Origin of the sequence: Microbacterium aquimaris, assembly GCF_039531285.1 — a bacterium.
GTDB classification, from domain to species: Bacteria; Actinomycetota; Actinomycetes; order Actinomycetales; family Microbacteriaceae; genus Microbacterium; species Microbacterium aquimaris.
This window is the reverse complement of sequence record NZ_BAAAPT010000001.1, coordinates 1,645,417-1,659,933: the sequence shown is the minus strand read 5'-3', so window position 1 is coordinate 1,659,933 and position 14,517 is coordinate 1,645,417. Positions and strand designations below refer to the sequence as shown.

Sequence of the window (14,517 nt, the reverse complement as noted above, 5' to 3'; positions counted from 1 at the left end):
GCTTTCGATCATGACCACCGTCGAACCTCGCCCGTCGACCACCTGGTACGACACCTCGCCCGAGACCGCACTCGCCTCCTCCGGCACCGACCGCGACCGAGGCCTGTCCGCCGCCGAGGCCGCGAGGCGGCTGGCCGACCACGGTCCCAACGCGATCGTCTCCGAACCGCCGCCGTCGGTATGGCAGGTCGCGTTGCGCCAGTTGGCCGATCCGATGAACGTCATGCTCGTGGTCGTCGCGATCGTCAGCCTGTTCATCGGGCAGCGCAGCGTCGGCATCATGGTGGCCGCCCTCGTCGTGCTCAACATCGTGCTGGGCACCCGTCAGGAGATGAAGGCCAAGGCGTCGGTGGACGCGCTCGCGAAGATGCAGGTGCCTCAGGCGAAGGTGATCCGCGACGGCAGCGTCCGCCTTGTGGATGCGACCACGCTGGTCCCCGGCGACATCGTCACGCTCGAAGCAGGCGACATGGTCCCCGCCGACGGACGTCTGCTGCGTTCGGCGACCCTCGAGACGCAGGAGGCCGCCCTCACCGGCGAGAGCGCGCCGATCGCGAAGGAAGCCGGCGCCGTCCTCGACGCCGACACCACCCTCGGGGACCGCGTGAACATGGTCTTCCAGAACACCCAGATCACCCGCGGTACGGGCACCATCGTGGTGACCGAGACCGGCATGGGCACCGAGATGGGCCGCATCGCCTCGATGCTCTCCGCCGTGGCCCCGTCGAAGTCGCCGCTGCAGCGTGAATTGGACTCCCTCACCGGCGTGCTCGGATGGATCGCGTGGGGCGCGGTGGCCGTCATCGTCGTGTTCGGACTGGTGCGCGGACAGGAGATCGCGTCGGTCCTGCTGCTGGGCATCTCCATGGCGATCTCGGCCATCCCGACCGGGCTTCCCACGTTCGTGCAGGCGATGCTCTCCAACGGGTCACGTCAGTTGGCCGAGCACAATGCGGTGGTCAAGAACCTCACCGACGTGGAGACCCTCGGTGCGACCAGCGCCATCAACTCCGACAAGACCGGCACGCTCACGATGAACGAGATGACCGTCGAGTCGCTGTCCTACCTGGGCGAGTGGTATTCCGTCTCCGGCAGCGGGTACGCCAAGAGCGGCGAGATCCGTCACGCCGCCGGCAGCCCGGTTCCGGCGTTCCACCGCCTCGCCTACGGCCTGACCCTGTGCAGCGACGCGACCGTGTCCGATGACGGCGAGGTCGTCGGAGACCCCACGGAGGCCGCGCTGATCGTGCTGGCCGCCAAGATGGGCGTCGACGCCGAGCTCAGCCGCGCGCGGTACCCGCGCCTGGCGGAGGTGCCCTTCGATTCCGAGTACAAGTTCATGGCGACCTTCCACCGCGTGGACTTCGGCGAGGGCGAAGTCCAGGGGGCTTTCGTGAAGGGCGGGCCGGATGTCATCCTCGCCCGATGCGGCACCGCCGCCACCCCGGACGGTGTGGTTCCGCTAGACCAGCAGCGGGAAGCGATCGTCACGGCCAACCGGTCGTTGTCGGAGAAGGGGCTGCGCGTCCTCGCGTTCGCCTATCGCCGACTCGCCGACGACGCACCGATGCCCGAGGACCCGATGGCCGCCGTGACGGATCTCACGTTCGTCGGCCTGGTCGGCATCATCGACCCGTTGCGTCCTTCGTCGAAGGAGGCCGTGCGGATCGCGCGCGAAGCGGGCATCGAGGTCCGCATGATCACCGGGGACCACGCCATCACCGCCGCGGCGATCGGCGCGAAGCTCGGACTCGGGACCGGTGCCGCAAGCGGCGCCGACATCCAGTCGATGAGCGACGAGGAGCTCACCCGGCGACTGCCCGATCTGCACGTGTTCGGCCGTGTGACCCCGCAGGACAAGCTGCGCCTGGCCCGCCTCATGCAAGAAGACGGCGCCGTGGTCGCGATGACCGGTGACGCGGTCAACGACGCGGCCGCTTTGAAGCAGGCCGACATCGGTGTGGCCATGGGATCGGGCAGCGACGTGACCAAGCAGGCGGGGAAGATGATCCTCGTCGATGACAACTTCGGCACGCTGGTGGAGGCGGTGCGGCTCGGACGGGCGATCTACGACAAGGTCGTCACCTATGTGCGCTTCCAGATGTCGCAACTGTTCTCGCTCGTGCTGCTGTTCTTGACCGCGAGCGTGTTCGCGATCAACGAGGGTGTCCCGCTGACGCCGGTGATGGTGCTTTTCCTGAACTTCTTCATCACGATCTTCCCCGTCATCGTGATCATGATCGATCCGGCTCCGGACGGCATCATGCGCAAGCCGCCGCGCGACCCGCACAAGACGATCGCCAACCCGGGCGCGGTGGGGATGTGGCTGCTGTACGGAGGCACCCTTTTCCTGGCGACCCTCGTGCCGTTGCTGATCTACCCGGACCAGTTGAGCGCGTCCGAGCCGAACGCTCCGGTGACGATGTCGTTCGTGGTCATCGCGCTCGGGTCGGTGTTCGCGGGGCTGGTGATGCGGCACGACCCCGAAACGGGGCTCGGCTCGCCGATCCTCGGGGCGGTGAAGTGGCTGTCGATCCCGGCGGCGTTGACCGTGGCGGCGGTGGAGGTGGGCTTCCTGCAGAACTTCCTCGGTACCACCGGACTGGACGGCACCCAGTGGCTCGTCGCCCTGGGCCTCGCGCTCATCCTGCCGGTGGTCGTCGAACTCGAGAAGGCACTGCGCCGCCGTCGCCTCCGTGGAACTCAGTCCCACACCTGACGACACTGGGTTTCGCTAGAGTGGGGCGGAGCGAAAGGATGCCATGGACGACACCTCCCTCCCCGGCGAGCGCACGGCACGATACGACCTCGACGAGCGCCTCGGCACCGACTACTACGCGGTCTTCGCCGACCTCGACGCGGCCGACCGCGCCGTGTGGGATCGTGCGAAGACCCTGGTCGATGAGACCGCCCCGCGGATGCGCGACGCGTGGGACACCGCGTCGTATCCCCTCGAGGTGGTGCGTCGCTTCGGGGAGCTCGATCTGCTGACCGACGGTATCGACCACCCCGATCTCACGCACATCTCGCCGCTGGCGGCGGGCCTGGTGAACATGGAGGTCTCGCGCGGCGACGGCTCGCTCGGCACCGTACTGGCCGTGCAGGGGGGCCTCGCCCTGCGGACCCTGGCCCTGTTCGGCAGTGCGCAGCAGCAGTCGAGATGGCTACGGCCCCTCGCCCGCGCCGAGGTCCTCGGCGCCTTCGCGCTCACCGAGCCCGACCACGGCTCCGACTCGGTCTCCCTCGAGACCGTCGCGCGCCGCGACGGAGACCAGTGGGTGCTGCGGGGGACGAAGAAGTGGATCGGCAACGGCGCATCCGGCGGCATCACCTTCGTCTGGGCGCGCGTCGACGACGAGACCTCCGACGACCACGGTGCGGTCCGGTGCTTCCTGGTCGAGCAGGACACCCCGGGATACATCGGGACGGTCATCACCGGCAAGGTCTCGCTTCGCGCCATCCATCAGGCCCACATCACCCTCGAGGACGTGCGCGTGCCGCACGACGCGGTCCTCCCCGGCACGCGGTCGTTCAAAGACGCCTCCGTCGTGCTCTATTCCACCCGCTCGGGGGTCGCGTGGTCGGCGCTCGGCCACGCCACCGCGTGCTACGAGGCCGCCCTGTCGTACGCACGCCAGCGCGTGCAGTTCGGCAAGCCGCTGGCGACGTTCCAGATGGTCCAGGAGCGCCTCGCGCAGATGCTCGAGGAGCTCACCGCGATGCAGCTGTACTGTCGCCACCTGGCCGATCTCGAAGCTTCCGGCGGCCTCCGGCCCACGCAGGCGTCGCTGGCGAAGTACCACAACACGCGGACCGCGCGTCGAATCGCCTCGACCGCGCGGGACCTGCTCGGCGGAAACGGCATCCTGCTCGAGAACGGCGTCATGCAGCACATGGCCGACATCGAGGCCATCCACACCTACGAGGGCACCGAGAGCATCCAGGCGCTGTTGATCGGTCGCGACATCACCGGGATGAGCGCCTTCGCCTGAGCGCGTTGCGGCCCGGATGCGCCGGCGCAAGGGGGCGCATCCGTGTCGGGCGAGTGGGTAGCCTCAACGACATGGGCCTCTTCCGCCGCGAACCACAGCACGTCCAGCTCGACCCGTCCCTCGCCGAGGAACAGACTCGGCGTGCCCCGTGGCGCCTGTGGACCGACGGATTCGGTCGACTCGCGACCCGCGCCGTGCAGATCATCGTCGTGGTGGTCGTCGTCGCCGCCGCGATCTGGGGGATGCGGCAGCTGACGGTCGTGGTCATCCCCCTCACGCTGGCGCTGATCATCGCGTGCGCGTTCTGGCCGGTGATGGGATGGATGCGCGCACGGGGGGTGCCCTCGATCGTCGCCACCCTCCTGGCGCTCCTGGCGACCGTCCTGATCCTCACCGGCGTCGGCTGGCTCATCGTCTGGGCCGTGCAGGACCAGTGGGACGAGCTCTACTCCTCCGCCCAGGACGGCATCACGTCGGTCATCTCGTGGGCGCAGGATCTTCCGATCGCACCGAACCAGGATCAGATCGACGAATGGCTCGCCACCGCGACCGACTTCGTCACAAGCGCCCAGTTCGGATCCGGCGCGCTCGCGGGCGTCAGCGCGGTCGCGACCTTCGTCACCGGGTTCGTGCTGCTGGTGGTCATCCTCTTCTTCTTCCTCAAGGACGGCCCGCAGATGTGGGAGTTCCTGCTGCGGCCGTTCCGCGGCGACGACTACGTGCGTGCGCGCCGCATCGGCGACAAGACGGTGTCGGTGCTGGGCTCGTACGTGCGCGGCACCGCGACGGTGGCCCTCGTCGACGCGATCGGCATCCTCATCGGCCTGCTCATCTTGCAGGTGCCGCTGGCGATCCCCCTGGCCGTGTTGGTGTTCCTCCTCGCCTTCATCCCGATCGTCGGTGCGACCCTGGCAGGGACGCTCGCGGCGCTGGTCGCCCTGGTGGCCAACGGCTGGGTCAACGCCCTGTTCGTGGTCGGTGTCGTGGTGCTGGTGAACCAGCTCGAGGGGAACTTCCTGCAACCGTTCCTCATGGGCCGCTCGATGAAGTTGCACGCGTTCGTCATCCTGGTCGCCCTGACCGTCGGCACGGTGCTCGGCGGCATCGTCGGCGCGGTCCTCGCCGTGCCGATCGCCGCCGCGGTGTGGGGGGTCATCCAGGTCTGGGACGGCCCCGGGCGCCCCGCACGCTGGGCGCGCCCGAAGGATCCGATCGAGGCCTGACGTGACCTACCAGATCCCGCAGCCGATGCTCGCGAAGTCGGTGCCGACGGTTCCGGACCCGGCGAAGACGCCGGGAGGCCTCAGCTTCGAACCGAAGTGGGACGGATTCCGCGCGTTGGTGTCCTTCGACGGCGAGCGCGTCGAGATCGGCAGCCGCGGGGCGAAGCCCCTCACGCGTTACTTTCCGGAACTCGTTGGGGCGTTCACCCGGATCCTCCCCGAGCCGTGCCTGATCGACGGGGAGATCGTCGTCCCCACCGGCCCGACCGGCGCGGAGCGTCTCGACTGGGAAGCCCTCACCCAGCGCATCCACCCCGCAGCCTCGCGCGTGACGATGCTGTCGGAGCAGACCCCGGCGATGCTCGTCGCGTTCGACCTCCTCGCTCGTGGCGACCGCGACCTGCAGCCGGAACCGTTCGGGGCGCGTCGCGCCGAGCTGGTCGATCTGCTGGGGGACGTGCCGCATCCGGTTCACGTGACCCGCACCACCGACGACCCGGCCGCCGCCGAACAGTGGCTGGCGCAGTTCGAAGGCGCCGGCCTGGACGGCGTGATCGCGAAGCCCCTCGCCGAACCGTACGCACCGAACAAGCGCGCGATGTTCAAGATCAAGCACGCCCGCACCGCCGACGTCGTCACGTTCGGATATCGGGTGCACAAGTCGGGATCCGGGGTGGGCTCGCTCCTGGTCGGCCTGTACGACGGCGACGGGAAGCTGTGGAACGTCGGCGGGGTCGCCGCCTTCACGGACAAACGGCGACGGGAGCTCATCGACGAGCTCGAGCCCCTCGTCGTCCGGAACGACGACGGGGTGGCGGTGACCGGCGAGGCCGAGAAGTCGAGGTTTTCGGGGGGTCGAGACGCGGGCTTCGTCCGTCTGCGCCCGGAACGCGTCCTGGAAGTTCGCTACGACCAGCTCGAGGGGCACCGCTTCCGCCACACGGTGCAGTTCGCCCGCTGGCGGCCGGAGCGCGAACCGTCGTCGTGCACGTACGACCAGTTGGAGACGGTCGCCGCCTACGACCTGGGTGACGTCCTCGTCTGACCGCTCACTCGGCTCGAGGCGGGGTGAATTCGATCACGGGGATCCCCGCGTCGCCGCCGGCGATGCTGTCCATCGCGCCCTTGAGGTGCTTCCAGGCCGTGGGGTTCGCGAGCGCATACGCGGCCAGCACACGGTCGCATTCGTCTCCGGACAGGATGCGCACGTGCGCCGGAACGCGGCGGGCCCTCCCCGTGGACAGGTATGCGACGCCGTTCGCGACGAGGTTCTTGTACCACTGCGATCGGGTCCCGAACCCCGACGCGACCCGGATCACGTTGCGTTCGCGCGAGATGATCTCGACCACGACGAATCGCGGCTCGCCGCTGGAGCGCCCGAGGTGCTCGATCATGACGAACCGGTCCCCGAGCATCCACCCGAGCCCATGGCGGTACATCGGGATCGGTAGCCTCATCAGCCACGGCGTGGCGAGCAGGCGCGCGAACACGCGGTCGAGCAGGGGCGCCTGCGCGTCGGTCATGACCGTCCTTCCATGAGCGGTGTGTCGATGAGCCTAGCGATCCTTCTTCGCCCGACTCGGCTGCACCCGGGGCGGCTCGCCCGGCATCTTCGGGAAATCCGGCGGGAAGGGCAGCTCGCCGAGTCCGGCGTCGAGGTCGCCCGCCCACCACTCCAGCAGAGTGTCGATCCGTCCGGGCCGTGAGGCGAGGTCCGCCCAGGGATCGCCGACCGTCGCGATCCGCTCCGGGATGCTTCGCACGGTGAACGACGCCGGGTCCACCCCGGCCTCGAGTTCCTCCCACGTGATCGGGGTCGACACCGGCGCGCCGGGCAGCGCCCGCGGACTGTAGGCACCGGCCATCGTGCGGTCGCGATTGGCCTGGTTGAAGTCGACGAACACCCGATCGCCGCGCTCCTCCTTCCACCACGCCGTGGTGACCCGCTCGGGGAGGCGTCGCTCGAGCTCACGGCCGACCGCGATGACGGCGTGCCGGACATCGAGGAACTCGTGGGTCGGCTCGATGGGGCAGAACACGTGCAGCCCCCGGCTCCCACTGGTCTTCACCCAGGGCTCCAGCCCCGCATCCCGGAGCACGGCGCGAAGCTCGGGTGCCACCGCCGCGGCGTCGTCGAAGTCGGTGGCACCGTGAGGGTCGAGGTCGATGCGCAGCTCGACCGGCCGGTCGGTATCGGCGGCGAGGGATGCCCACGGGTGGAACACGACGGTGTTCATCTGCACCGCCCACACCGTCGCGGCCGGTTCGGTGAGCACGAGTTGCGGATGCCTGCGCCCGCTGTTGTAGGTGACGGTCGCGGCTTCGACGAAATCCGGCGCCCCTTTGGGTGGGTTCTTGGAGTAGAAGCGCTCACCGTCGATTCCGTCGGGGAAGCGTTCGAGGGAGACCGGGCGATCGCCGTTCGCGGTGAGGAACGGCCCGGAGACGGCGATCATGTACTCGGCGAGGTCGCGCTTGGTGATCCCCGAATCCGGCCACAACTCACGCCGCGGGCTCGACAGCCCGACCTCTCTGTCGCCGTGCGGCCCGGGGACGGTCAGGGTGATGCGCTCGGACGCCATATCCCGACCCTAGGGCGAGCCCCGCATCGACGAAACCACCTCGATGCGACGAAACCACCCCGTTTCGACGCCGATTCGGGTGGTCTCGACGAGCAGGGGTGGTTTCGTGTGGGGGTGCGGGTCAGGCGAGCGCGATGACCGGCGCGAGCTGGTCGCGGCTCAACCGGATCCACGGACCCCCTGGGTCGATGACGATGCCGCCGATCTCCGGGTCCGCGGTCAGGGCGCCGGCCAGCTGGGCGGCCGTCACCGGTGCCGGCTGGTCTTTGCGCTTCATCGCCGCGACCTCGAGCGGGTGCGTGAACACCTCCAGGTACCGCGTGCCGTCGTCGGCGCGGCCCTGGGCGATGCCCATCTTCTCGCCGTCGGGCGCCTTGCCCACCGCGACCCACAGACGGGCTCCGGGGATCGCCTCGACGACCGCCTCGGGCGTGGAGTCGGTGCGCGGACTCGACAGCAGCGTCTTGATGGCGAGCTTCTCGTCGGCCTGCTCGAGCATCTTCTCGATCAGCTCGCGCGGCACGACCGCCCGCGCGGGGGCGGAGGCCGGGTCGATGATGAGTCCGGCGTAGGTGCCGCTGAGCACGTACTTCAGCACGGCGGAGACCGGCTGGCCGACCGCCGAGGTCTGCGCGTCGTTGTCGGCGGCGAGACTCTTCTGCAGGGCCGCTCCGCTGCTGTAGGCGAGCACGAACTGCTTCTCGCCGATCTTCGTGACCGCCAGCGGCAGGTTCTTGCCCTCCGAGAGCAGCGCCCGGGCATCGCCCTTGACGCGGAGGAAGAGATGACCTTGGAGCAGCTGGCGGGCGACCTCGAGCAGACCGTCCGCCGGCGCCGTGTCCGGGAGCTTTCTGATCGCCTCACGGACGGGCACGTTGTCACGCACCCCGGGGATCGACTCGGCACGCGCCGGACCGCCCTGCTTCGGGGTCGCCGTGGCGTTGTCGGTCGCGCCGGGCCGGGACGCCTGGGCGTCGGCCACCATCGATGACGAGGCGTCCGACCCGCGCGGGGCGGTCGGCGTGGCCTGCCCGCCGCCGAGGCCGCGGAAGGACGACATCGAGATGTTCACCGACGCGGCCGCTTCTGCGGCGTCGACCTCCGGGCTCGACGTGGCGTCGTCATCGGTCTTCGGGGCGTCCGTCGACTCCGTCGGCTCGGAGGCTCCCTCACGGGAACGATCGGGCTCGGAGTCTTCGCGCTTGCGGCGGGAGAAGAAAGCCATCCCCTCGAGACTATCCCGTGGGCGGCGCGGAGCCATCCGGATGCGGCGTGCTCTCAGCCGATCTTCTCGATCGGCGCGATCTTCACGAGGAGTTTTTTGGGACCGACCGCGTCGAACCGCACGTGCGCGACGCGCTTGGCCCCCTCGCCGGTGAGGGTGTCGATGCGTCCCTCGCCGAAGTCGTCGTGACGGATGCGGTCGCCGGGCGCGAGCACCATGTCGCCGTTGTCGCGGACCTTCGACGGGATGCGGTTGGTGAACTTCTCCAGGCCCGCCTTCGGTTCCCGACGTCCCAGCGGTGCGAGGTCGTCGCCGTAGCGGCCACCGCCCCCACCGCGTGACGACCCGCCGCGGGAGTTGAGCGCCCGCGAGCGGGTGCCGCCGCGGGAGTTGACATCACCGGGCGACTGGCGCCAGTGCAGCAGCTCTGCCGGGATCTCCTGGAGGAAGCGGCTGGGCATCGCGACGGTGACCTCGCCGAACTGCGCCCGGGTCATCGCCAAGGACAAGTAGAGGCGTTTGCGGGCGCGGGTGATGCCGACGTAGAACAGTCGCCTCTCTTCCTGCGGTCCGCCGGGCTCGCCCGCCGAGATGCGATGCGGGATCAGATCCTCTTCGACGCCGGTGAGGAACACGGCGTCGTACTCGAGGCCCTTCGCGGTGTGCAGCGTCATCAGCGACACCGACCCCGACGCGTCGTCGAGGTCGTCGGCGTCGGCGACCAGTGCGACTTCCGTGAGGAAGTCGATGACGGTCCCCTCCGGGTTGTTGCGGGCGAACTCACGGGCGACCGCGACGAGCTCGTCGAGGTTCTCCAGACGGGCCTCGTCCTGTGGGTCGCGACTGGCACGCAGGGCATCGGAGTACCCGGACCGGTTCAGCAGGAGCTGCAGGCCCTCGGCCACCACGGTCGGCGGCGCGATCTCTCCGGAGCGCGGCAGCATGAGGTCGGACGCCTCGGCGATCACCGCGTCGAGTTGCGTGATCGCCGCTTGGATCTTGGGGCCGACGCCGAGTGCGGAGGCGTTTGCGAGGGCGTCACGGAACGTGATCTGCTCGTCGGCGGCGTACCGGGCGATCGCGGTCGCGGTGACCTCGCCGATCCCCCGGCGCGGCTTGTTCAGGATGCGACGCACCGCCATCTCGTCGGCGGGGTTGGCGACGGCGATGAGGTAGGCGAGGGCGTCCTTGATCTCGGCGCGCTCGTAGAACTTGGTCCCCCCCATGATCTTGTAGGGCAGTGCGGCCCGGATGAAGATCTCCTCGAGCGCGCGGGACTGGCTGTTCGTGCGGTAGAACACCGCGATCTGGGAGTAGTCCAGGCCGTCGCGGTGCAGTCGCTCGATCTCATCGGCGACGAACTGCGCCTCGTCGTGTTGGGAGTACCCGGTGAACCCGACGATCTGCTCCCCCGCGCCGACGTCGGTCCACAGCTTCTTCTCCTTGCGGTCGAAGTTGTTGCCGATGACCGCATTGGCGGCCGAGAGGATGTTCTGCGTCGACCGGTAATTCTGCTCCAGCAGCACCACCTTGGCACCGGGGAAATCCCGCTCGAACTCGCTGATGTTGCGGATATCGGCACCGCGGAACGCGTAGATCGACTGGTCCGAGTCGCCCACCACCGTCAGCGACGCCGCGTCGCCCTCAGCGGGCTCGGCGTCCCAGATCATCATGCCTCCGCCGCCGTCGACGGGCTCGGCGTCGGCGCCCGGCGGGCGGGTGAGCTCGTGGATGAGCGCGTATTGGGCGTGGTTGGTGTCTTGGTACTCGTCGACGAGGATGTGCCGGAACCGACGCCGGTAGACGTCGGCGACGGTCGGGAACGCCCGGAACAGGTAGACCGTCTGCGCGATCAGATCGTCGAAGTCGAAGGCGTTCGCGCGCTGCAACGCCCGCTGGTAGTCACCGAAGACCTCGACGAACACCCGCTCGGCGGGGTCGCTCATGTTCGCCTGGCGTGCGTACGACTCCGCATCGGCCAGCTCGTTCTTGAGTTTGGAGATCTTCGACTGGACCGCCGCGGGGGTCAGCCCGAAGGCGTCCGCCTCGTGCTCTTTCACGAGCCTCTTGATGAGCGCCCGGGAGTCTCCGGAGTCGTAGATCGTGAACGCGCGGGTGAACCCGAACTGTTCGGCCTCCCGGCGCAGGATGCGCACGCAGGCGGAGTGGAAGGTCGAGATCCACATGCCGCGGGCACGGTCTCCGATGAGCTGCTCGACGCGCTCGCGCATCTCCCCCGCGGCCTTGTTCGTGAAGGTGATCGCGAGGATCTGACTCGGCCACGCCTCACGCGTGCGCAGCAGACTCGCGATGCGGTGGGTGAGCACGCGGGTCTTCCCGGAGCCGGCGCCGGCCACGATCAGCAGGGCCTTGCCGCGGTAGGTCACCGCCTCGCGCTGGGGCGGGTTGAGCCCCTCGACGAGGTCCGCGTCGACGCGGCTCTCCCCGGGACGGGGACCGTGGTCGGCGCCGACGATCAGGGGCACGGATGCCGCGTCGGAGGCGGCCGGAGAGGCGTCGGTCATTGCGTCACCAGTCTAGGGCGCCCCACCGACATCGCCTCGGGCGTCACCGCAGCGCGCGGCGGGCATCGCCGATGCGGGCCAGGGGCTTCTTCAGGGCCGGGGGCCCGCCCGCGGCCTGCTCGCGCGCCGCGCGGACGATGTCGTCGTAGACCTCGGTCGGCTCGCCGGCCCGGCCGGCCAGGACCGCCTCGCGCTCGACGAACCGGGCGAAGCTTCGGGCGTCGCGGTGGGCGCCCAGCCGATCGTGCACGATGTCGCCCGCCTCGGCGAGGGCTGCGACCTCGCCGGGATGCAGGTCGGGCGCGGCGGCCGCGATCGCCTCGGAGATGTAGCGCAAGCGGCGCCCCGCCTTGCGCAGCGCGTGCAGCGACGCGTCTGTCCCGTCGCGCGCCTCGGCGCGGCGGCCGACCCGACGCGCCTCCCGTCGCAACACGTCGATCGCCGGTCCCTCCGCAGGCGATGCGCCGTCCTCGACGCGACTCTCGGCCACGAACGCCTCCAGCAGCCGGGCCCGTTCACGGGCGCGGCGGAGGTCGGCCAGCTGCACGAGTCGCGCGTGCGCGCGTGCGTACTCCACGCGCGGCGCCTCGACGAGCCGCTCGAACGTCGGACCGTCGCCGACGTCGCGCTCGACCAGCGCCGCCTCGGCGGCGGCGGCGAGCACCTCCAGATCCCGGGCGACGCCCAGCTGACTGCCCCACTCGGCATAGAGCACGCGGAGGCGCTCGGCGGCCGGCTCGTCCAGCACATCGCGGAAGCCCGCGAGCACGCTGCGTAGCCGCCGCACCCGGGTGCGATGCTGGTGGAGCGCGTCGGGCAGGTCTTCGAGCATCGGTGCACGTGTCGCCTCGAGCTCGTCCGCGGCGGTGCGCAGGATCCGCGCGAGGAGGTCGTCGGAGCGAAGGCCGGACGGGCGCGTCATGGCACTCACTCTAGGGGCGCGTCACCGCCGGCAGGCCGTCCGCGGGGAGGGTGACGGTGAACTCCGACCCCGCGCCGGGTTCGCTGCGTACGGTGACGTCGCCGCCGTGGGCGCGCGCGATGCGCCGGGTGAGGGTGAGTCCGAGGCCGGTTCCCGTGTTGCGCCGGGCCAGCGACGAGTCGATCTGCACGAACGGTTCGAACACCGCCTCGATCATGTCTGGCGCGATGCCGATCCCGTCGTCGCGCACGACGAGCGCGAGCATCCGGTCACGCCACTCGACGGTCACGTCGACGCGTCCTCCGACGGACGTGAATTTCACGGCGTTGCCGAGGAGGTTGATGAGCGCCTGGACGACCCGCCGACGATCGGCGGTGATGGGCGGGAGCACCGGCGGTGTCGTCACGTGGAGGGTGAGCTCACGCTGATCGGCCATGTCACGCACGACGGAGACCGCCTCGTGGACCGCGTCGACGACATCGACCTCGACCGCGTCGAGGGTCAGGCCCTCCGCTTCGGATTTCGCCGCGTCGAGGATGTCGTTGATGATCCCGAGGAGATGCCGTCCGCTGCGTTCGATCCTGCGGACCGCGTCGAGCTGGTTCTCGGCGAGGTCGCCGTAGATCCCCCGGCCGAGGATGGAGGCCAGTCCGATCACGGAGTTCAACGGCGTGCGCAGTTCGTGACTCATCCCCGCAAGCAGGTCGTCCTTGGCGCGGGCGGTCCGCTCGGCGGTGTCGCGTGCACGACGCAGCTCCGACTCGATGGCCTTGCGTTCGGCGATGTCACGGCCGATGAGAGCGGTCACCGGTGATCCCGACACCGTCGCACGCACGACGGTGACCTCGACGTCGACTTCGGCGCCGTTCACCGTCCGCACCGACAGCGCGATCGCGCCGCCGGTCTCCAACGCCGTCATCGTCCGTTCCCGGTATTCGCGCCCGGTGCCCTGCGGCAGCAGTCGCCGCAACGGGGAACCGATCAGGTCCTCCCGCGTCGTGTCGAACATCTCCGCTGCGGCCGCGTTGGCCCCCTGGATCACACCGTCGTCGCCGAACGTGAGCATCGCGTCGGCCGCTTCGGCGAAGATCGCCCGCGCGAGCTGCGTGATGTCCTTCTCCCGTTGCTCCGCGCACCGGCGCTCGTCCTCGGCCTCCGTCGCGGCGATGAGGCTTCCGGCGGCGGCGGCGACCGGTGTGAGGTATTCGATCGCCCAGTCGTCGAATCCGCCGGCGGCGTTGGCCAGTGCGATCACCCCGAAGACCGCCCCGCCGCGCACGATCGGCACCGCGACGATGCTGTGGAGATCCTGGACGGTCTCGGGCACGCCGGAGGCCGCGACGCCCGGGTCGTTGGACAGCAGCGGCATCCGCGTGGCCACGACATGCCCGAGCGGATTCCCCTCGACCGGGATCTCGCACATCAGCCGCCCGTCGGGGAGGGTGGTGCTCCCCTGGCGCCGGTCCCAGTGGAACCGCGTGGTCGCCCAACTGCGCAGGTGGGCGCCGTCGGCGTCGCCGCGCACGTCCGCGATGATGCCGTGCTCGGCGCCCAGGGAGTCCATGAGTGCGTGGAGCACGTCGTCGAAGAGCGCGGCGAGGGCGTCGCCGGCGAGGAAGCTGGTCTGCATCGAGGTGACCGCGTGCAGGAGCGCGTTCGAGCGGGTCAGCTCGTGGTCTGCGCGGGTGAGGCTGGAGATGTCCTCCATGACCCCCTCGAAGAAGGCGACCTCGCCGTCCGGACCCGGGACGGACCGCGAGCGGACCCGCACCCAGACGGACGAGCCGTCCAGGCGGCGTAATTCAAGTCGTTCCGCCGGCACCGCCTCCCCGGCGAGTGCACGGTCGAGCAGAAACTCACGCCGCGTCGGCTCGGCGTACAGATCGCGCACGCTGACGCCGGCCAGTTGCTCGAACGATTCGGCGCCCAACAGCTGGACGAGGGCGTCGTTGCCGGCGACGAATTCCCCCTCGACGGTGGTGCGGTACACCGCGACGGGCAGTCCCGCGACGATGTCGCCGAGTACCGACGAGTCGACCCCCGGCACG

10 protein-coding genes are annotated in these 14,517 nt (G+C 69.8%); 4 read left to right on the top strand and 6 right to left on the bottom strand.

The window, feature by feature from the left end:
* Positions 1–10: 10 nt before the first annotated feature.
* The 4 genes from ABD204_RS07620 to ABD204_RS07605 all read left to right on the top strand — a co-directional run bounded on the left by ABD204_RS07620 (position 11) and on the right by ABD204_RS07605 (position 6,260).
* Complete coding sequence (locus ABD204_RS07620; protein ID WP_194424026.1) at positions 11–2,719, top strand: cation-translocating P-type ATPase; 2,709 nt, start codon at positions 11–13, stop codon at positions 2,717–2,719.
* A 43-nt stretch (positions 2,720–2,762) separates the two neighbouring features.
* The gene (locus tag ABD204_RS07615; RefSeq protein WP_194424025.1) at positions 2,763–3,992 is read left to right on the top strand and encodes an acyl-CoA dehydrogenase family protein; all 1,230 of its coding nucleotides are present in this window, start codon (positions 2,763–2,765) and stop codon (positions 3,990–3,992) included.
* 71 nt (positions 3,993–4,063) lie between these two features.
* The gene (locus ABD204_RS07610) at positions 4,064–5,215 is read left to right on the top strand and encodes an AI-2E family transporter (RefSeq protein ID WP_194424024.1); all 1,152 of its coding nucleotides are present in this window, start codon (positions 4,064–4,066) and stop codon (positions 5,213–5,215) included.
* Between the two features lies 1 nt (position 5,216).
* Positions 5,217–6,260: an ATP-dependent DNA ligase gene (locus ABD204_RS07605; RefSeq protein WP_322597545.1), complete on the top strand. Its 1,044-nt coding sequence runs from the start codon at positions 5,217–5,219 to the stop codon at positions 6,258–6,260.
* Between the two features lie 4 nt (positions 6,261–6,264).
* On the opposite strand, the gene ABD204_RS07600 is transcribed toward ABD204_RS07605, so the two are convergent.
* From ABD204_RS07600 to ABD204_RS07575, 6 genes are all read right to left on the bottom strand, one after another.
* Positions 6,265–6,738: a nitroreductase family deazaflavin-dependent oxidoreductase gene (locus ABD204_RS07600; RefSeq protein WP_194424023.1), complete on the bottom strand. Its 474-nt coding sequence runs from the start codon at positions 6,736–6,738 to the stop codon at positions 6,265–6,267.
* 33 nt (positions 6,739–6,771) lie between these two features.
* Complete coding sequence (gene ligD / locus ABD204_RS07595) at positions 6,772–7,797, bottom strand: non-homologous end-joining DNA ligase (RefSeq protein WP_194424022.1); 1,026 nt, start codon at positions 7,795–7,797, stop codon at positions 6,772–6,774.
* Positions 7,798–7,918: 121 nt separating this feature from the next.
* Positions 7,919–9,022 (bottom strand): SseB family protein, encoded by a 1,104-nt coding sequence (locus tag ABD204_RS07590; protein WP_194424021.1) that lies wholly within the window; start codon positions 9,020–9,022, stop codon positions 7,919–7,921.
* Positions 9,023–9,075: 53 nt separating this feature from the next.
* Positions 9,076–11,547 (bottom strand): ATP-dependent helicase, encoded by a 2,472-nt coding sequence (locus ABD204_RS07585; RefSeq protein ID WP_194424020.1) that lies wholly within the window; start codon positions 11,545–11,547, stop codon positions 9,076–9,078.
* Between the two features lie 43 nt (positions 11,548–11,590).
* On the bottom strand, positions 11,591–12,469 hold the full coding sequence (locus ABD204_RS07580; protein ID WP_194424019.1) for a CHAD domain-containing protein: 879 nt from the start codon (positions 12,467–12,469) through the stop codon (positions 11,591–11,593).
* 10 nt (positions 12,470–12,479) lie between these two features.
* On the bottom strand, positions 12,480–14,516 hold the full coding sequence (locus ABD204_RS07575; RefSeq protein WP_194424018.1) for an ATP-binding protein: 2,037 nt from the start codon (positions 14,514–14,516) through the stop codon (positions 12,480–12,482).
* Position 14,517 lies beyond the last annotated feature (1 nt).

Coding starts and splice junctions, on each gene's coding strand:
- ABD204_RS07610 (WP_194424024.1), top strand. CDS start 4,064: ATGGGCCTCTTCCGCCGCGAACCACAGCACGTCCAGCTCGACCCGTCC.
- ABD204_RS07580 (WP_194424019.1), bottom strand. CDS start 12,469: ATGACGCGCCCGTCCGGCCTTCGCTCCGACGACCTCCTCGCGCGGATC.
- ABD204_RS07590 (WP_194424021.1), bottom strand. CDS start 9,022: ATGGCTTTCTTCTCCCGCCGCAAGCGCGAAGACTCCGAGCCCGATCGT.
- ABD204_RS07585 (WP_194424020.1), bottom strand. CDS start 11,547: ATGACCGACGCCTCTCCGGCCGCCTCCGACGCGGCATCCGTGCCCCTG.
- ABD204_RS07600 (WP_194424023.1), bottom strand. CDS start 6,738: ATGACCGACGCGCAGGCGCCCCTGCTCGACCGCGTGTTCGCGCGCCTG.
- ligD (WP_194424022.1), bottom strand. CDS start 7,797: ATGGCGTCCGAGCGCATCACCCTGACCGTCCCCGGGCCGCACGGCGAC.
- ABD204_RS07620 (WP_194424026.1), top strand. CDS start 11: ATGACCACCGTCGAACCTCGCCCGTCGACCACCTGGTACGACACCTCG.
- ABD204_RS07615 (WP_194424025.1), top strand. CDS start 2,763: ATGGACGACACCTCCCTCCCCGGCGAGCGCACGGCACGATACGACCTC.